This is a genomic window from Arthrobacter sp. MDT2-34-1 (genome assembly GCF_059091365.1).
This window is the reverse complement of the sequence record NZ_JBNHGO010000003.1, coordinates 243,116-262,038: the sequence shown is the minus strand read 5'-3', so window position 1 is coordinate 262,038 and position 18,923 is coordinate 243,116. Positions and strand designations below refer to the sequence as shown.

The window sequence follows — 18,923 nt, the reverse complement described above, 5'->3', positions numbered from 1 at the left end:
TCAGTCCATCCCGGCGCCGAAGGCAGCCTCGAGCGGCCCCGCTTCGCGCTCCGCGAACTCCTCCATAACGAGATCCACTCCGCCCACACTCCGCGCGGCCTTCTTCCGGATCGCGGCCAGCCCAAACCGCTCATGGACTTGCTCGCGGCTCAGCCGGCCGAAGTAATGCTCCTCCAGCAGCGGCAGCAGTTCGTAGCGCCAAATCCGCTCCAGACCGGCGTCGCTTTCGGCATGCTCCTTCATGAAGTAAGACGGACCAACCATCAGGTTTCGGTCGCCGACCTCCAACTCCGAGTTCAGGGCATCCAGCAGCCGTGCGCGCAGAGGGTCCTTCCCCTTCGCTTCCAGATAGCGCGCCAGCATGCCCTCGATCATGCCCTCCTGCGGATGGAGTTCCACGAACGCGAAGCGGCGGCGGATAGCCGCGTCCACCATGGCAATGGAGCGATCTGCAGTGTTCATCGTGCCGATAATGAACAGGTTCGGCGGCAGCACGAAAGTCTCGGTGGGGCTGTACTGCAGGTTGATGCTCTGGTCGCGGTATTCGAGCAAGAAATACAGCTCGCCGAACACCTTCGCCAGGTTGCCGCGGTTCATCTCATCAATGATCAGGAAGAACGGCTTGTCCCGGTTGCCCTCAGCGGAGGCCTCCGCCGCAATCCGGCGCAGCGGTCCTGGCTCCAAACTGAAGCCGACCTGTCCGCCCTCGCCCAACGCCGGCCGATAGCCCTCGAAGAAATCCTCGTACGCGTAGGACGGGTGGAACTGCACGGTTTTGACGTGGTCACCATGCTCGTCGCCTGCCAGGAAGCGGGCGATCTTCCCAGCCAGATATGTCTTGCCGGTACCGGGCGGCCCGTAGAAGACGATCTGGTTGCGGGTCTGCAGAAGCTCCACAATTTCCTGCACGTTCTCGCGCTGTACGTGCAGCGCGACGGCCAGTTCCTCGGTCGCGTCGCGCAATTCAGGCACGACGGCGCGCTGCGGCTGGGATTCGGTGCCTTCCGGCTGCTCGCTGACCGTCCGGCCAGCTGCCTCGAAGAGCTGCTCCACCTGAGCCAGCGCTTCGGTAAGGTCGACGACGTAGCCCTGTTCCTCGAGCAGCCGGGGCAGCGGGGCAACCAGTTGCCCGCCGTCAACGGACGAAGGCTGCCACTCGACGTCGCGCCTGAGCCGTGAGGACTCATCCTCGACGTATCCGGCTTCACCAGATACGACGCCCAGGTAAAGCCGGTCCTCCTGCTGGGTCAGGACCAGGTCGTCCGGCTTCATGACCGACAAGAAGCGGTGGTATTCCGCTGCCCGGAGCTTGTGCTCGGCGTAGTCGCTATGGCTGTATCCGTCATTGACCGCCTGTTCGATCTCTTTCAAGCTGCTGCCCGACGTGGGACTCCCCAGATGCTGGGCTCGCAGGGAAATGAACGAACCGTCCTGCCAAGATTCCAACATGGGCACCCCGCCTTGGCTCTGGCGAACAAGCCAAGCCCGTCGGCCCGGTGCCTTAATTTTGTCCCCGCGCCAAACCCGGAACGCAGCTGCTTCCTTACCGCTCCAATTCTCCGCCGGATCGACGTTCATCGCCGTCCACATAAGACCTTGGGCATCAAGCCTGTCCCGGAGCTTGATGCCGAACTCCGGCGCAAGCAGCATGATCTCATCCATTGCCGCAAGGAGAAGCTCATATCGACGGGCGGCTCCCTCATTGGCTCCTCGGTCGGTCCATCCCACTAGCTTGAGGAACTTCTTCACGGCTGCCGTGCGGTACGGCGGAAACTCCGCCGGGTTCCTGCCTAGGAGAAGGAGCGAAGCGAAACACGTAATGTCGCCAACGAGAAGTTCTTTGGAGTTGATTTCTCGAATGCGTTCCTCGAATGGAGCCATTCGTTGTACGTCGATACTGCCCCGCCAGAGCAAGCCTACAATCGAACCAAATTCTTCAGGGTGGGCCTGGCTTGCTTCGGTCAGCTTCGCCAACGGGAACCAGTGCATCAGGTTCACGGAAGCAATGTCTTTCGGCAGACGTTCAGACCAGTCCGCAGCCCCGCCTATGTATGCTTCGCGGGTAGCTGCCAATCGCTCGGAAAACTTCATTTTGTAGTTGCGCTCCTCGCCATCGAGGTCTACCTCCTGCGCAAATTTCGCCGCGTATTCCATAAACCGGATCCACTGCTCGTCCGCCACAGGCATGCCTTTCCGTCACCGTCAGCAGGACCCGACAGGCCCCCTTGCTTTCACAAATTCCAGACTATGGTGCAGTGGTGACGTTTCAGTGCAAGGCCATGCCACGCATTGGTGTCCGGCTAGGGTGGTTGCGGACATCAACACGACGCCGGCGAAAAGACAGAGAAACGGCATAGCCGCTATGTGGGGGATCCACAACGACGCGTTGTCGAACGAACTGCTCGACCAAGGATTCATCAGCACCGGCTGGGATGTCATTCCGGACATTTGTTCCATTAGGAATGACCGCGACCTGCTCAAGAAGTCACTGGAACAGGCTTACCCCGAGGCAAAGACGGGCGCCATCCCGGTTTGGGCCGGTATCCTCTTCCGGTTTGCCTACGAAATGAAGCAGGGTGACATCATCGCGCCGTACCGTGCCGACAGCACTCTGAACTTCAGATTGAGGACGGCCGTCCGCATTCGGCCTTGGGCATCCTTTATTGCGCCCTTTGTGTCGCTTGGAGATCGGGAAGGCCCAGACTGGCGGCATCCCGATAGGCCTGGGTCATGCGTACCAGACGTGGTGCCTCTCCCGCGAAGCTCACGAACGCCTCGCCTTTGCCCAGAGTTCGGATCTGCTGGGAGAGGCGCGGGTTGTCGGGCTGAAGCTTTCGGGCGGCCATCGTGGCGACGGTCGCGTCGGGCAGGCCGAAGCAGATCTTGGTCTGCGCGTTGGCGGCGACGACATCTGGCAGGTCTAGGGGCCCCTGCGTGGCGAGGATGACTGCCAGGCCCTTGGACCGGCCTTCGCGAATCATGGTCTGGATGGCGCGGAAGGGTGAGACTCTATGCGCCTCGTCGACGACCATGACGTAGCGGACGGTGTTTGGCACGGGTGGCAGATTCTGCACCCGCAGAAGGAGCGAGGAGAGGATGAAACCGGCCGCAAGTACGGTGGTCTGCCCGTTCCCAGGGATCTTCGAAAGACCGAACACCACATTAGAGTTGATGACGTTCCCGAGCGGCTCTCCCGACTTGAACAGGTCATTATGGGTAAGGTCACCAATGACGCCTGACAGGTCGGCATCCAGCTGGTCGTCGAGAGTGCGAAGGGTGGGCCAACGGCCCTCGATGTCGCGGACGGCGTAGGCGTCCTTTAGCGCCTGCTCAAGTTTTGCGCGCTGTCGGACGCCTAGCCGTGCGTTCACTGATTTGATCGCCTCGTCGACGGTGTCGCGCAGCTCGATTATCGCGCTTTGGACGGCACGGTCAGATTCGTCGTCGAGGGCGAGCGGGTTGTAAGGCGCACCCACGTTCCATAGGTCGATGAAGTCGGCGTCTGCGAATGAGGGGAACCCGGTGTCGTCGCTGTAGTCGTTCTTGAAGTCCGCAACGCCGAACCGACTGCCGCTGAACTCGGAGAGCTGACCGAGCAGGCTCATGGCGAACTGCGTCTTCCCCATTCCGGACGATCCCCAGACCTCAGTGTGGCCATTCTGTAGGCTCGACTGGCCCGGACCCGCGGGATGCCACCGCACTTCCTCGTCGGTGACGGCGTCCCATCCGAGGAGTGGTGCCACGAACTCTGAGGGAGCGGCTGCAGTCGCCGCAGACCTAGCCTCGGCGGGCTGCCTCTCTATGGTCGGGCCGGTTTCTGGGGTCGACGAAGTGGCAGCATCCGCCACTTCTTCCACGACCTGTCCCTGACGGGTTTCATCAGCGGTGGCGCCCTGTTCCATGCTCGCGTCCTGTTTTCCGTCAAACGAGCTAGCGCCTAGTTCAGGCTGGCGCGGTGCCCCGCCGTTGCCCTCGGGACGTCGACGAGTTCGGGTGCTCTGAAGCGGCGGACGGTCGCTCTCTACGGTGCGCAATGTGGTCAGACTGGTAGAAGTCGCTGCCTTCAGGAGATCTTCGGTGAGGGGGATGCTGCGCAGCACGACCGGCACGATGTCGTTGGCGACCTCGGTGCGGTAGGTGCGCTGCATGGGCTCGACTTTCGGGCCGAACACCAGTCCAATTCCGGCCCATTCAAGAGTGCCTCTGCCAAGGCGGAACGCCTCGAGCGCGGCCATCTCAGACGAATCCAATTTGAATCTGGACTCCCGTGCTACGGAGTAAGCGGCTTCGGCGATGCGATTGAGCCATAGGCGGCTGTGGATGTTGCCTGCCTCTGGATAAGCAGCCCACTTGGTCGCTGCGAGGCTTTGGTTCAGCTGGTCCAAGGCTCCGGCGGCGGCATCATTCTCATCGCTGCGTCGCGCCTTCACCTCGATCGTAGCGATATGCACGCCCTGGTACTGGGGGTCAAGGGCGATCGCGAGTAGGTCAGCCCTCTTCTTCGGGAACCAGTGATGGTACTCATCAAGGCTCACGAGCAGGACACGGCAGCCCGGGGGCAGAGGCCACGGCGTGGTCGTGGTGGCGAGCAGGCTGAAGGCGACCACGTGCCCGACGAGCTCATTGATGCCGGCACCGCTACTGGCGGCTTGCAGGGCGAGGATGCCATATCCCTGGGACGCGACCTGTCGCAGTTGAGTGCCAACAGACAGCGCAACCTCGGATTCCCTGATGATGCCCGCGCTGCGCAGGCTGCGGCCGATGGCCCGGTCCGCTGGCCCTCCGGATCTCTGACTTATGACCAGTGACAGCGGGCTGTCACCACCCAAGCGACGTTCTTGGTGGAGGATGGCGACGTTGTCGGCGCCAAGCGCATGCTCGAGGCTGTCCCGGGTCGCGTACCGGTCCATCGTGGCGACCCAAAGAGCGAGCTCATGGACTTCCCGCAACTTGGTGGCGATGTCCAGTGTGGTGGTCCGCACTTCGGGGACCTGGAGAAGTTGCCCCTCTTCCGGCCAAGCCTCATCAACAGCATTCTGTAGACGTAGCCAGACCTGGCCCGTGGGTGAGGCCGCAGGGGGCATGAGCAGGGTGCGACGGTCTTGCCGAGGTCGCTGCCACACTCGCGGGGCGAACAGGACTTCGTCGTCATCAGCAGGAGGCGGAACTTCCCGGTTCTCAATCTGCAGTGCGTTGGGGCTGTCGGTTAGTCCCGTGACCAAGGCGAGGTGTACGGCCGGGGCTTCGCCGCCGGGGCGAAGGAGTTGTCGTGCCCGCGTCAGGTCCTCGAGATAGCGGATCTCGAGGACGTCCCGCTCGTGGCGCAACTGGTCGTCGGCCATCGCGAGCGTCTCAGGACGCGGCTTGTCGTCGTCGCTCATCCCGACGCAGAAGATCTCTATCTTTCGGATTGTGGCCAGCCCGGCCTTGCGGCCGATTAGCCGCACTGCCTCGCCAACCAAAACGTCAGCGGCGCCGGCCCCCCAGGCGAGGCAGCGCAGGTGACCCGCCGCTTCGGGCTGGAGGCTCAGCAGCTGCATTACGACTGAGCTAAGCGCAGCACCTGCGTACCCGCTCTCGTCTCGCGCGGACCTTCCACCGTACAGGCTCCAAAGGCGCCCCTCGCTGGTGGGGAGGAGGACACGATCTTGGGTCGACAGCCGCAGGTGTGCCGGGTGGTGGGCGGCGGTCATACGCCCGATGCCGCCAGATGTAGCGACGGCGTCGCCAAGGTCAACGTCGGTCTTAGGTTCTTCGGCGCAAGTCACCAGCTTCCAGAGTGCGTCGAGGTACTGCGCTAGCCACTCGGCTTTCATCGGAGCGAAGGCAGTAAGTGCGACCGCGCGGTCACCACGGACCGCTCCGGTAAGAGCCAGGGCTTCTGCATCGTCGGAGTCTCCCGCTGCCTCCTGCGCGTTACTGGCCGCGGTCCAAGTGTCTACCCAGGACTTGAGATTGGATGGATCGAGGCCCCTGTCGAGCGAAGTGCGGGCCAGCTGTTGCAGGGCTTTCGCGAGAGACGACAGGGGTCCTGGCACCGGTTGCAGGGAACTGGCATTGGCTTGCCCACAGAAGCTGTGGAGGCTCGGCTCACCCAGGAGTGTAAGTGTTAGGACGGGCGCCTCAGCGAAAAGGACGGCGGCCCGCAGAGTCGCGGCATCGTCGAGGTCAGGCCTCCAGTCAACCTGGACTGTGCTTCCGTCTTCGGCGTGAAGTCGCAGCTGAAGCACAGGGAGCTGCCCACCTGAAGCGAGCCCGGCGTCACCGAACCCAGCCAGGATGTCGCCTAGATCACCGTCGTCCGCACTACGCAGAAGCAGTCCGTCTACTTCGCCACCGGAGGCGTCCCACTTCCGCATGAGTGCGCCGAGCCTCAGTCGCGCGCAGGCGAGTGTGAGGATGCGGCCCGCCCCTGTTCGATTGGACGCCGAGGCCGCGCCGGCCGGCGGCTGAGGGGAAAGCACCTGGACGCGCTCAACCATACCGCCCAGTTGCTGCGCGGCGCGGACGATTGCCGCTTCTGGACAAGAGGGGCTACTGCCGCTGACCGCTTTGTCACGCAGGAGCCGCTCGAGCTTTTGCCGGGTGGGGCGGGTGAAGACTTGCCTCTGCTGGGCGTCATCCAGGTCGCAGAGGTCCTGGGCAGCATTGCGCTGGCCGCTGCCTCTGCGCAGTTCTTCGGCACGTTGATCGTAAGTGTGCCAAGGCAGGCCAGCTGCCTGACTTCCGGCGTCGAGCCCACTCTGGAAGACATCCATCTCCTTCCTGACGGTATCGGTCAGGTTCTGCGGGCGTTGCTCGAAGATCTCGCGTGCCTCGTCGAACCGCAGGGTACTGAGCAGATCGGCGCTTCCAGCCTGCAATTGCGCCATCACTGCGTCCGCAGCTGCGGCTGCTCCTGCAGCACCAACCTCGGGGCGGCGACGAAGAACTGACTCGGCGCGCTTGCGCAGGTCGGCGTACGCTGTTGATTTCAACACGTCGTCACTGGTCCTGCGGGCAGCGAGCGAAAGGTTGTCCTCGATACGCCCCGAGTCCACGCGAGCGCCGGGCGGCATCCTGTCCGCGAAAGCTCCCAGAGTCGGGAGTGCGTCGAGGGGGTCATCTCCTCTCGCAAGTCGGTCCAGATAGGCTGCGACCGCCGGGGCGCTCGGCCTAGCCTCCACCGGAGCTTGGTTGATTGCCTCACGGACAGCTCGGGCCGTGCCGTCGAGGACCACGGCCGGAGACTGCTGGGACAGAATGCCCATGCCCTCGGCGGTCTCTAGCAGGATGCTAGGGGAGACAGAGTCGAACAAGTTGAGGGACTGCCGATCGGGCACTTGTTCACCGTCACAGAGAACGAGAACCACACCCCCAACGCTCTGGTTTCGCAGCTGGGTTCCGGACACGTCTCGCATGGCGTGGGATCCGAACCGGGCCGGTGAGGACGAGACGACGGCCAGCTGGGGGAGGCTATCGTCCCAGGCGGCGCTCATGCCCTCGGCAACCGACGTCGGCAGACCTTCGACGAGGACGAAATTCCGCTCTCCCGCTGTCAGACTGCGGCGGAGATGCTCTGCAAGAGCAGCCCCTAGGCGGGCGCTCATGGGTGGCTCCTAGACGCGCGTTCCCCGACCATCGTGGTGCGGTCAGAGAGACCCACAGCGAGACCCGCGTCACTCATCAGGCGCTCGGCGGCGCGGGCGTTCTGTGCGAGCCGTGTCCCGTCGAGCTGAGCTGCGAGGGCGGTTTCGGCGGCTGACTCCTGGTTAATTACGAGACCCCACTCTTCTCGGGCCGCGGCAATGAAATCGCGGCTGGACATCGGCATTCGACTCGACAAGGCCCCCACCATCGCGCCGAGCAGGTCAGGACTCGCCGTCAAGTAGCGGTACGAGCCGGTGCCCACCAGCATGCCGACGGACTCCAACAACACTCGGAAGCCGTCCTCGGAGCCTCGGCTGTAGTTCGAGGTCTCGACTGCCAACCGGGCGAGTCGAAGATAGTCCTCTTTACTGGCCTTTAGGGGCAACCGGGTCAGTTGGCTACTGACGCTGTCGCGGTCGCTTGCAGCCAAGGCCCGGTCACGGAACTCGCCGGAGAATGCGGTCACCTTTTCCTCTTCCTTTAGGTCGCGCATGCGCTTAGCCAGAGTGCGGACTGTTGCCTCGGCGAGTCGGATACGTGCCCGCCGGTACGACTCCTCGGACCGCTGCCGGACGGGATCCTGCGCACGGGGGGAACCACCGAAACTCAACAGCAGAAAGCGGTCCTCGGAGGGGGTGTCCGTCGCATCCCAGGCCGTGCGCAGCAAGTGCAGCGCCAAGTCGAGGCCAAGTATGCATCGCAGCTGCCACAGCTTTGCCGGTCCGCTGGCGTGGCCTTGGAGCATAACTCCTTCGACGTGGCGACACAAGCTTCGGGCGAGACCGGCAAGGCGAGGGTCGGCACCACGGATCCAGGCTGACTTCTCGTCGTCCTCCAAGTCGATGGGTCGGTTGGTCCAGGTTTCGTTGCGCGGCAGCGCACTCTCCAGCGTTGACCCGATTTCGGCGAGTGGACTGGCAGCATTCAGTTCCACCCGGATCTGCTCCACAGCGGCCTTTCCGAGGGCGGCGTCGGAGGAGTCAGGTGCATCTGCCAGGAGACGGGCTAGGGTGATCCCACTACCTCGCATATAGACCTTGCGGACGGTGTACTCGCTGCTGCGGGGGCTCGGCTTGCGTGCGTCGTACCACAGCATTGACTCGTGGAATGGGCGGAGGAGCCATGCCCCGGCCTGACCTCGCTGCGTCTCGGGATCAACGAGTCCCTGCAGGGTGAGTTGAGCGAGCTGTAGATTGGCAGAGCCACGAACCTGGTCCCCGCCCGCTAGGCGAGCGCCATACTCCTCCGGGGAAGTGTCGGCATCGCCCACTCGACCTTGAGTGCGGCCACCCAGGAAGTTCTCACCCAGGGCCAGGCTGCGCACCGCAAAGAGTTGCCGTTTAGGTGATCGGAGATTGTCGATGGCGTCCGGGGCGCGATAGTCGTTTTGGCGCAAGGTCAGCAACGTTTCCGCACACAGTTGAGGTGCACGCTCGTCGCGGTCTGGAGCCAAGCAGAACAAGTCCTCCGCGATGGGCCCCGGGCTTAGCCGGTAATTCCTGCGTTGTGCGGTCATTGGTCGCCTCGCTTTGCGAAGTGCGGAAGGGAGATCGTGACCAACGCCGGGGGGTTGGAATCGGGGTCAGCGACGCGCAGTGTTCGATCGGTGTGGAGCTCGGCGGCGGCCAAACGCCCGTAGAAGCCGCGTAGGTCATTCATCTCGGCGACGCCCTGGCCGACCGGCCCTTGAAAAGCGGCGGCTTCCCTGATTGCCTCGTACATGCGGGGCGTTATGCGAAGGGCGAGGTCGTGGCCCCGGGCAACGACGAGCTCGACGTCCACATGGTCAACGTCGAGCAACTCCTCAACCAGACCGGCATCAGGCACTCTAAGTGCCAGGCTTTCCAGCTGAAGTTGACCGTGCACAAAGGACGGCCGTGCAGGCCGGAACGAACCGGGGTCTCGGGCGAACAGGCACGCGGGATCGGGCACGATTAGGCCCTCGTTCGGGCTTGAAAACCCTGTGACAAGGAAGTTCAGGCCGCGGACGAGCTCGTTGAGTTCAATGACCGTGTCCCCGCCGGCGGCTACCTTTCTGGCCAGTTCGACGAGCTCGACGATATGGCGGTAGTCCAACAGGCGCCGGGCGGAGTCGGCCGCCCCTCCGAGGTCGCTCGAGGCTTCGAAGAAGATGCGCTGCCTCCAGAGGCGCTCCGCCGGAGCATTGGTCACGCCGTCGCCCCGGACCAAGGCGTCCAAGCCGTCCTCGACGCGCGTCAGATCCTCATCGGTGCTGACCATCTCGCCCAGCGCGTAGAAGGTCATCTCGCCCTGAGCCGTGCGAACTCTGTCCAGGGGCGACTCCGAGCCCGCAAGCACGGGAAGGCGACCGGCGCCGCTCACTTCCGGGCGCGTGATGTGCGGATCGCCGGCGATACGCCTCACACCTTCGGGAGCCCCGCTCCCGTCGCGGAGCCAGCCGTCCACCTCGAGATCACTAACTGCGCCCAAGCCCGAACGCTTCATCCCGGTAAGGAGCGGCGACCGCTCAGCGGCACTAGCGGTGAGGCCTCCACCCATGACACGCCCGAAGTAGCCATCGACGGCAGCAAAAGCGCTGTTGCCGCGGTCCCGATTGTCTTTCTTGACCTGCGTGCAAGTATGCGGCCCGACGACCGCCCAAGACAGGATCGCCAAGACTTCGCGCAACGTGGGGACAGCCTCGCCCGTTCCGAGACGGACCAGGGTGCGTAGTTGCTCTCGCACATCGGATCTTCGCAGATGAGCAGCATTACTGCGCATCGGACAACCGCCAGTGTCGAAGGGGCAGTCTGCGCAGCCACCCCAAATCTCTTCACGGGTCACATAGTCCACCAGCTGGCTCCACAATTTGTCCCCTGTGGGCCTTTGCCGGTTGACATTGACGATAGTAAGCCCGTCGATCTTCGCAGCGCCGTGCCTTAGTGCACCGTCCAGAACCTGAGCGGCCTCGCGAGCACCAATGTCGTCGAGGGCGTCACGTAGGACGCCCTCGTTAGCGCACAGCAGCGTTTGGAAATCGCTCGCGTCGAGCGCAGAGCGCACGGTCGAGGCCCTGGACATCGCATCGGGCAATCCGGAAAGATCTTTGACCACCCGCTGCCTGGGTGCGACCTCGACGAGGGCGTCCTCGGTGGGCAGGGTCGCTCCTGCGGCGCGACAGTAGGCCTCCGCGACGGCGGTCTTTCCGGTTCCCGCATTGCCTGTGAGCACCACGACTCCTGGCATGCCTTGGACAGCCCAGTCAGTGACGAACCCGCTGAGTTTGGTCTCGACATCCTTGCCTAGGGCGTCTGTGAGCTCGGCGAAGTGCTCACGGTAGGCGCCGGCCTGATCCGCGCTGAAGACCGAGAGCAGTCTCAGCGCCCTGACCGCGGGCAGTTCTTCTGGTAGGGGTTTGCGGGTGTCGTTCACTGGGCTACAGCGACCCTTTCCTCAATAGCGGAGACTGCTGACACTGGCCGCGGAACGTTGACCAGCGAGCGTTGGCCGCGACGGACAGCGCAAAGTTCGGCCCCGGTGCGGGCGGGCACTCCTGCATCCTCCAAGACTTGCGCTAGTGCTCCTACGATGAGCTCGGCCGCCGGCGGCGGGACAGCGTTGCCGATCTGCCGCCTGACCCTTGGGTACGCCGACCTCATGTCCCGGGGATCCTTGCCAAACTCGAAAACGAAGTCGTCGGGGAAGCCTTGGAGGCGCGCCTTCTCACGGTTCGACAGGCGGCGTGGCTCAACATGGTGGTAGCCGTGAGTTCCGCCACCACCACCGGCGATGACCGTGTAGGAAGGCTTGTCCGGATCGAGCCGTCGGTACACATGACTGATAAGCCCCTTCACAGCCAGAGGATGACCGGCGGGAATGGCCTCGTAGTTCGAGCCAGGAGGGATGAGCTTGAGGCGTTCGACGACATCGGTAGTGTCTTGACCGCGCTCATGGTTTGGGGCTTCATCGGGAAGCGGGAACCTATCCAAAGCATCCCTAACTGTGAGGGGAGACCCTTGGAAGGGAGTGGGGATCACAGGCGGTCGGACTCCTAGGTCACGACGAATGCCGAGGACGATGAGCCGCTCCCTGTTCTGCGGCACACCCAAGTCGGACATATCGACCACTTGGGCGCTGATGTCGTAGTGGACCCCACGGCCACGCAGGCGCTGCATCGGCATGGCGTCGACATAGCTGCTCGGCGACTTCAGAGCGTGTCGGACCAGCGTCCAGGCAACGCCATGGTTTGCCGAGAGCAACCCCGGGACGTTCTCGAGCACGAAAGCCGCGGGCCGGAGAGCGTCAAGATAGCGAGCTACCTGCCGGAATAGGTTGCCCCGGGCTGTCATCAGGCCATCGTGGTTCCACAACGTGGAATAGTCCTGGCAGGGTGGCCCAGCGAGGAGGATGTCGCAAGGAACATCGGGGAGAGGGGTCTCGGTGATGTCCCCCTCGACGATGTGATTGCCAATGTTACGACGGTAGGTCTCGACAGCCCAGTGTTCGTTATCGATTGCCCACACAACACGGGCCCGGTCTGACCGCTCGGCCCCTAGGTCCATGCCGCCACAGCCTGAAAACAGCGAGACAGCCGCGTAGCGCTTCGAGCGGAGGGCCATCAGGAGGACCTCCGCTCGAGGATTGCCAGCGTAGCATTGCAGTTTAGGGCCTCGGCGTACCGGGTGCCAGTGGCCAAGTTGAGTCGCTGCCGCCCGGTTGCGGGTCCGGTCACCGCTGACTGGGACGCCCCCAGGCAATGGGCAAGCTCCGCTTGAGTAATGCCGACACGCTCCCGAACGGCGGGGAGGCGGATAAGCGCCGCGCTGGCTTCGCAGTCGATATGCGCCCCGGGGGCGGACGTCCTTCCCATGGACGCAACGCTATACGGCCCGACCGACATTCCGGCCGAACGACGCGTTGTTTTACTTGTCTGGGGTGGCGACATCTCCCAACGTGTCCGGGCACAGATGCCCTGCGTGGTGCAGACCACACCCGGAGGGCAGACACGCGTGGATCATGGCATGGATCACATGCACGCGGATCACGACGGCGAACCAGAACTTGGACGGCCACAAGGATGCACTAAATACGGCCGGGGTCAAGGATCACCTCGGCACCTGTTCCAAGATCAGGGCGTAAGCGGTGCCAGGGCGAAGCGCCCAGGCTGGACGCCGGTCTTGAGTCCCTTCATGAAGGGAGGTGCCGGTAGTGACCAAGGTGGACCGGCTGAACCACCTCCCCTAGAAACCTGATCGAACTGGTAGACGGGATCAACGAAGGCGGGATCGGATTCGAGGGGCTAAACCGCAGGCAATCGACACCATTGCCAGTCACGGACTGGTTCATGCTCAACGTCTTTGGAATCAGCAGCAACGCGAGCCGCGACGACAGCGTCAGCGAACGCGCCGAGGGCATGCTCGGACCGCGCCGGGCATGATGCACCCACAACACCGGCAGTCATCAGTATGCCGTTCGTATCAGAGTGCTTTGTCTTTGGCGCAGACGATGAGGTGGGTCGGTCCCCGCCGATCAACTGCCAGTGAGTCTTAGTCATACGAGCTACACGCCAGTCTTGGAAAAAATGTCAGACCCGGATGGAAGCATCTCAGAGTGACGACAGAGGGGAGCAAGGCAGTGATGCCCATTACCTACCGCATACCGTGCAAGTACCCAAATGGAGCGCACGAAGGGGCCGCAACCTCAACGCTTACAAGGGATCCGCTGTATGTGTGCAAGACACACTCACGACTGTCGAAGACGGCCTCACCAGGACCATCCCCCTATGATTGACGTAGCATGCAGACAGGAAACCGATGAAGTATCAAGTTGAAGACAACTCCTCTGTGCCTCGGGTCGCGTCGTTTTTTGCAGGCATTGGTGGATTCGATCTAGGGTTTGAGCTTGCAGGAATGCGTACAGTCTGGCAGTGCGAAATAAAGCCTTTCTGCCAAGACGTCCTCAACCGCCATTGGCCTCAAGTACCCAAGGCGACCGATATTCGAAATGTCACTCCTGAAGAGATCCCACAAGCCGATGTGTGGGCCGGGGGGTTTCCATGCCAAGACATTTCACTAGCAAGAATGGGACCACGCAGTGGATTACAAGGATCTCAATCCGGCCTCTTTTTCGAGTTTGCTCGCCTTCTTGAAGCGAGTCGCCCCAAATTTGTCATCCTCGAAAACGTTGCGGGTCTCCTCTCTTCCAACCAAGGAAGAGATTTCGGACTCGTCATTCGAACGCTGGCCGACCTCGGGTATGGCGTGGCGTGGCGAGTACTTGACAGTCGCTACTTCGGCATCCCCCAAAGTCGCACGCGAGTCTTCATTGTTGGATCTCTTGGAGACCCGGAAGCCGCCGCGTCGGTACTTTTTGAGCCCGAATGCGGCGACCGGGATTCTGAGAAGAGCGGATCGCATGGGAAGAAATCTATTTCCCCCTTTGCGATCAGCGTTGGAGATTCTAAGCGGGGATTCGTCAAAAAACTCGCCCACTGCCTCTATGCCGAATCTGCTCGACATACAGGTACCGACTGGTCCCGCAACTACGTCTCCTACCCAGAAGGCGAAGTCCGACGGCTAACCCCCTTGGAAGCAGAGAGACTCCAAGGCTTCCCCGACGGATGGACAGACGTTCATGAATCCATTAAAGATCAGGAAAAACTCGATTCCGCTCGCTATCACGCTTGTGGGAACGCGGTCACGGTCAACGTGATCTCTTGGCTCGGCGAACGGATTTGTGCTGCATTTGAAAACTATGTTTCCAAGGAATCCGAAGAGGCCGTTGCCTAAGCGGTTACGGCATAGAGCTCATCGATAAATCTGCTCTCAGGGCGCAGTGCGGCCCTCGGCAGCCGATCTTCGGTTATGCGGCCGACGGCGGCGTTGAGTATCTCCAATGTCCAGCTGTCGCCCATGAGGACGTCGTCAATGTCTTCACACAAATTGACAAAATAGCTTCCGGAAGCATGACCGAGAGTCAGAATATGACTGTCGAAGGCCCAGTGGTGCTGCTTACAGAGAATTAGCCCGTTCTGTGGAACATCCAGGTCAAACTGGCCCCATGGAAGGATGTGCGCCGCATCAACGCCAGGCACGGAGCGCTTAGGTGTAGATGGGGCCCGAAGCCCACAAAAAGCGCATCGAAAATCGTAGGCCTCCTGCACTTCCCTCCTGAATTTTGCTGCACCCGGTCCACGCATCCTTCGTTGCCGATAGATGTGTTCAGAACGGCGCCTAATTTCAAGATCATCTGCCGGTGTCAGCATCGGTTCAGGGATTTCAGGATCATCTTGAGCAAGACCAGCCAAGCTCATAAGTACGGGAAGCGGGTCCGAGCCAGGTAGATAATCAATTTGCATGGTTCTCAGCTCTGCGATAATAGCACCAACCGCTTTTTCAGCTTCTTTGCCAATTGTTGGTGACGACAGCACTAGTTCCTGATGCACCCGAATCAAACTTTGTAGGTTCCCAGGCAGATTTTCGACAGCTTCATACAACTTAGACAAGTCCGAAAACCGTTGACTCAGCTCTATGCGCTGTTTGGAAGCTTCGTCTCCAATGTCACCCGAACGCGCAACAATCACGGTCGGCCTCACCAGCGCGGTGTTGCGAGAATCGGAAACGAGATCAACTGTTGCATCTAGGATGTAACGGTCCTCTAGCAATACTGGAAGCGCCGCGGAAACCTTGTCTTCCGATCGTGTACTCTTGGGCAACATCACGAGAGCCGCCAACTGCCGTTGTATGTGGATGTCAACTCGTGCATCCAGCAATCTCAACCGGTGCTTACCTCCTTGGTTTCCCAAGTACATATTTGTTATTTTGTCTCCGAACGGAGTGTCTAAGATAAAGTATCGGTCTTCGAGATCGCGTGCACTCACGCCCCCTTGGCGACCGACAAACTCATATTCTCCTCGGCCACCACTGGGCTGTTTACGAAACGCCAAGGTCCCGGCAGATAGTTGAGGCAGGCCCTTCAGGCCCCCTTGGCCCACTAAAGTATCTAAGCTCACCATCGAAGCATATGCGATGTAGAGGCTGAATCGACACAAGACCACCGTAGGGTTTTGTGAGGGGATATCAGATCCTTCCTACGCCAAACCCTTCTGATGCCGTGTCGCTTTACGATGCTGGAATGTTATGCAGTCGTGGGACGGAATACTGCAGCGCTGGTTGCGCGCTACGAATTCGAATTTTACGAAGGCCTGTCAGCATTTGAGGAAAGTGCTATCGCAAGTTGAAGGGCAATCGCAGGTTCTTACCGCCCCGCGTGCGCCTGTAAAAACGCATAAACCTCCGTCTCGTCCACCCCCGGAAATGCTCCTGGCGGGAGGGCGGCGAGGAGGTGGGAGTTGGCGCGGGCGCTGGGCCAGGCATGGCCGGCCCACTGGGCGGCGAGGTCGGCGGGTGGGCGGCGGCAGCAGGATTCGTCGGGGCAGTTGGAGTCGGAGCGCTCGGTGGTGTCGCGGCCGCGGAACCACTTCACCTCCTTGTAGGGGATGCCGATGCTGAGCGAGTACTCCCCCAATGAGTGGCGCTCGGTGATGGCGGTGCACCAGAAGGTCCCGGCCTTAGTGTCGGTGTACTGGTTGAAGGCGCGAAACTTGTCCGGTACGTCAAACACGGCGCGTGAGGTCCAGTTGCGGCAGACCGGCTGGCCTTCGATGGCACCGGTGTGGTCGGCCGGGAAGTTCACGCCATCGTTTTCATAGGCCTTGTGGATGATGCCGGAGACGTGGACCTTCTGGAAGTGGCAGGTGATGCCCAGGTGGTGGGTGGCCAGATTGGTGAAGCGGTGGGCCGCGGTCTCGTAGGAGACGCTGAAGGCGTCGCGCAGGTCTTCGATGGCGAGTTCCTTGGCTGCCTTGGCTTTCTGTAGGAAGTCCACGGTGGCGTGCTCGGGCATGAGAAGGGCGGCGGCGAAGTAGTTGGTGTAGACGCGCTGGCGGAGGAAGTCCGCGTAGTCGGTTGGCGCCTGATGTCCCAGGACGTAGTGGCCCACGGCCTGCAAAAGCACGGAGCGCGGGTCGTGTTCGGACCGGTGGCCCTGGGTCAAGTAAATTCTGTTGTTCTTCAAATCCGTGACGGACCGGGTGGAATGCGGCAGGTCGCTGACGTACTGCAGGCTGAACCCGAGGTGCTCGGCGATGTCCGCGGCCACGTGGTGGGACAGCGGGCCGCCCTTGAAACCGACGGCTTTGAGCAGCTTCTGGGCCTCGGCCTCCAGGTCCTCGTAGTGATTGTTCCGGGCGCGCATCTCCTTCCGCAACTCGGTGTTGGCGCGGCGGGCTTCCTCCGGGGTGGCTGCCTGCTCATCCAGCCGGCGCTCCAGCTCGTGCTGCAGCCCGACCAGTGACTCCAGCACGTCCAGGGGAAGCCGCGAGCTGACGCGGACTTTGGGCAGCCCGAGCGACTCGTACAGCGGCCCGCGCTGGTAGCGTTCCAGCTCGATTTCCAGGGCGGCCCGGCGGCTGGGCGGTTCGGCGCCGAGCAGCTGGTCTATGCCTACACCCAGCGCCTTGCCGAGGGCTTGCAGCATGCCGAGTTTGGGCTCACGCTTGCCGTTCTCGATCAGCGAGAGCTGCGACGGCGCGGCGCCGACTGCAGCACCGAGATCGTCCAGGGTCATGCTCTGGGCCTTGCGCAGGTGCCGCACCCGCCGGCCGAGGCTGATGACGTCGACTTCGGGCTCTGCGGAGGCACCGCCGTCGTTCTTGGCGGGACGATTCCAGCTGGTGGTTGTCATTTCTTGAGAATACGAGAAGAACTGCAGATCTTTCCACCATTTTCCATGGATTACCTGTTGCAGAGTGCGGAATAGTCAATTTCACGAAGGATTTGGCCCGGACCGATCACCGAGGATCGGAACCTGCCGGACCCGACACCGAAGAGGAGACAGCAATGACTGCATCATTTGAGCCGGCCCCGATGAACGCTGAGGAAGCGGCCAAGGCACTGGAGCTCGAGTGGGCCGCCGATTCCCGCTGGGAGGGCATCACTCGCGACTACACCGCAGCGGATGTCGTCCGCCTCCGCGGCCGGGTCCAGGAAGAGCACACGCTGGCCAAGCGCGGCGCCCAGAAGCTGTGGAAGCAGCTGACCGAGGAAGCCGCCGAGGGCCGCTACACCAACGCGCTCGGCGCGCTGACCGGCAACCAGGCGGTGCAGCAGGTCAAGGCCGGGCTGCGCGCCATCTACCTCTCCGGCTGGCAGGTGGCCGCGGACGCCAACCTCTCCGGCCACACCTACCCGGACCAGTCGCTGTACCCGGCGAACTCGGTGCCGCAGGTGGTCCGCCGGATCAACAACGCCCTGATGCGCGCCGACCAGATCGAGTTCTCCGAGGGCATCCAGACCGTCGAGGACTGGCTGGTGCCGATCGTGGCCGACGCCGAGGCCGGCTTCGGCGGGCCGCTGAACGCCTACGAGCTGATGAAGTCCATGATCGCCGCCGGCGCCTCCGGCGTGCACTGGGAGGACCAGCTCGCCTCGGAGAAGAAGTGCGGCCACCTGGGCGGCAAGGTGCTGATCCCCACCGGCCAGCACATCCGCACGCTGAACGCGGCCCGACTGGCCGCCGACGTGGCTGGCACCCCGAGCGTGATCATCGCCCGGACCGACGCCGAGGCCGCCACGCTGCTCACCTCCGACGTGGACGAGCGCGACGCCGAGTTCATCACCGGCGAGCGCACCCCCGAGGGCTTCTACAAGGTCCGCAACGGGATCGAGCCGTGCATCGCCCGGGCCAAGGCCTACGCGCCGTACTCGGACCTGATCTGGATGGAGACCGGCACCCCGGACCTGGAGCTGGCCCGCAAGTTCGCCGAGGCGGTCAAGGCCGAGTTCCCGGACCAGATGCTCTCCTACAACTGCTCGCCGTCCTTCAACTGGAAGAAGCACCTGGACGACGACACGATCGCCAAGTTCCAGCGCGAGCTCGGGGCGATGGGCTTCACCTTCCAGTTCATCACCCTGGCCGGCTTCCACGCCCTGAACTACTCGATGTTCGACCTGGCCCACGGCTACGCCCGCAACGGGATGAGCGCCTATGTCGAACTGCAGGAGCGCGAATTCGGCGCCGAAGACCGCGGCTACACCGCAACCAAGCACCAGCGCGAAGTGGGCACCGGCTACTTCGACACCATCTCTACTGCCCTCAACCCCAACGGCAGCACCCTGGCACTGGTCGGCTCCACCGAAGAGGGCCAGTTCCACTAACAGCTACATCACGACGGCGGCGCTCGGCTTCGCGGATTGGGGGTCCGCCGCGGCACGACATTCCGACGGCCGCGGGCGGCCTTACGGAATCTATTAGCCGCTTTCCGGACCCCCAAT

At 62.5% G+C, this 18,923-nt stretch carries 9 protein-coding genes; 2 read left to right on the top strand and 7 right to left on the bottom strand.

Annotation, left to right across the window (positions count from 1 at the left end):
• From AC5RVV_RS14575 to AC5RVV_RS14555, 5 genes are all read right to left on the bottom strand, one after another.
• Positions 1-2,181 (bottom strand): McrB family protein, encoded by a 2,181-nt coding sequence (locus tag AC5RVV_RS14575; protein WP_494002106.1) that lies wholly within the window; start codon positions 2,179-2,181, stop codon positions 1-3.
• 479 nt (positions 2,182-2,660) lie between these two features.
• Positions 2,661-6,980, bottom strand: a complete 4,320-nt coding sequence (locus AC5RVV_RS14570) for an ATP-binding protein (RefSeq protein ID WP_494002105.1) — start codon at positions 6,978-6,980, stop codon at positions 2,661-2,663.
• A 605-nt stretch (positions 6,981-7,585) separates the two neighbouring features.
• Positions 7,586-9,145: a hypothetical protein gene (locus tag AC5RVV_RS14565; protein WP_494002104.1), complete on the bottom strand. Its 1,560-nt coding sequence runs from the start codon at positions 9,143-9,145 to the stop codon at positions 7,586-7,588.
• Entirely contained in the window at positions 9,142-11,022 is a 1,881-nt protein-coding gene (locus AC5RVV_RS14560) for a hypothetical protein (protein WP_494002103.1), read from the bottom strand. The genes AC5RVV_RS14565 and AC5RVV_RS14560 overlap by 4 nt, the downstream gene beginning before the upstream one ends.
• Complete coding sequence (locus AC5RVV_RS14555) at positions 11,019-12,209, bottom strand: DNA cytosine methyltransferase (RefSeq protein ID WP_494002102.1); 1,191 nt, start codon at positions 12,207-12,209, stop codon at positions 11,019-11,021. The genes AC5RVV_RS14560 and AC5RVV_RS14555 overlap by 4 nt, the downstream gene beginning before the upstream one ends.
• Before the next feature lie 1,194 nt (positions 12,210-13,403).
• Here AC5RVV_RS14555 and AC5RVV_RS14550 point away from each other — a divergent pair.
• Entirely contained in the window at positions 13,404-14,378 is a 975-nt protein-coding gene (locus AC5RVV_RS14550) for a DNA cytosine methyltransferase (RefSeq protein ID WP_494002101.1), read from the top strand.
• Here AC5RVV_RS14550 and AC5RVV_RS14545 read toward each other — a convergent pair.
• Together AC5RVV_RS14545 and AC5RVV_RS14540 are read right to left on the bottom strand one after the other, a co-directional pair.
• Positions 14,375-15,469 (bottom strand): HNH endonuclease, encoded by a 1,095-nt coding sequence (locus AC5RVV_RS14545; RefSeq protein ID WP_494002100.1) that lies wholly within the window; start codon positions 15,467-15,469, stop codon positions 14,375-14,377. The genes AC5RVV_RS14550 and AC5RVV_RS14545 overlap by 4 nt on opposite strands.
• Before the next feature lie 377 nt (positions 15,470-15,846).
• Positions 15,847-17,361, bottom strand: a complete 1,515-nt coding sequence (locus tag AC5RVV_RS14540; protein WP_494002344.1) for a helix-turn-helix domain-containing protein — start codon at positions 17,359-17,361, stop codon at positions 15,847-15,849.
• A gap of 128 nt (positions 17,362-17,489) precedes the next feature.
• Between AC5RVV_RS14540 and aceA the strand changes: the two genes are divergently transcribed.
• Positions 17,490-18,806, top strand: a complete 1,317-nt coding sequence (gene aceA, locus AC5RVV_RS14535) for an isocitrate lyase (protein WP_494002099.1) — start codon at positions 17,490-17,492, stop codon at positions 18,804-18,806.
• The last annotated feature ends 117 nt before the right edge of the window (positions 18,807-18,923 follow it).

Excerpts from the sequence above, each read along its gene's own strand:
- AC5RVV_RS14565 (WP_494002104.1), bottom strand. The coding sequence starts at position 9,145 with ATGACCGCACAACGCAGGAATTACCGGCTAAGCCCGGGGCCCATCGCG.
- AC5RVV_RS14555 (WP_494002102.1), bottom strand. The coding sequence starts at position 12,209 with ATGGCCCTCCGCTCGAAGCGCTACGCGGCTGTCTCGCTGTTTTCAGGC.
- AC5RVV_RS14550 (WP_494002101.1), top strand. The coding sequence starts at position 13,404 with ATGAAGTATCAAGTTGAAGACAACTCCTCTGTGCCTCGGGTCGCGTCG.
- aceA (WP_494002099.1), top strand. The coding sequence starts at position 17,490 with ATGACTGCATCATTTGAGCCGGCCCCGATGAACGCTGAGGAAGCGGCC.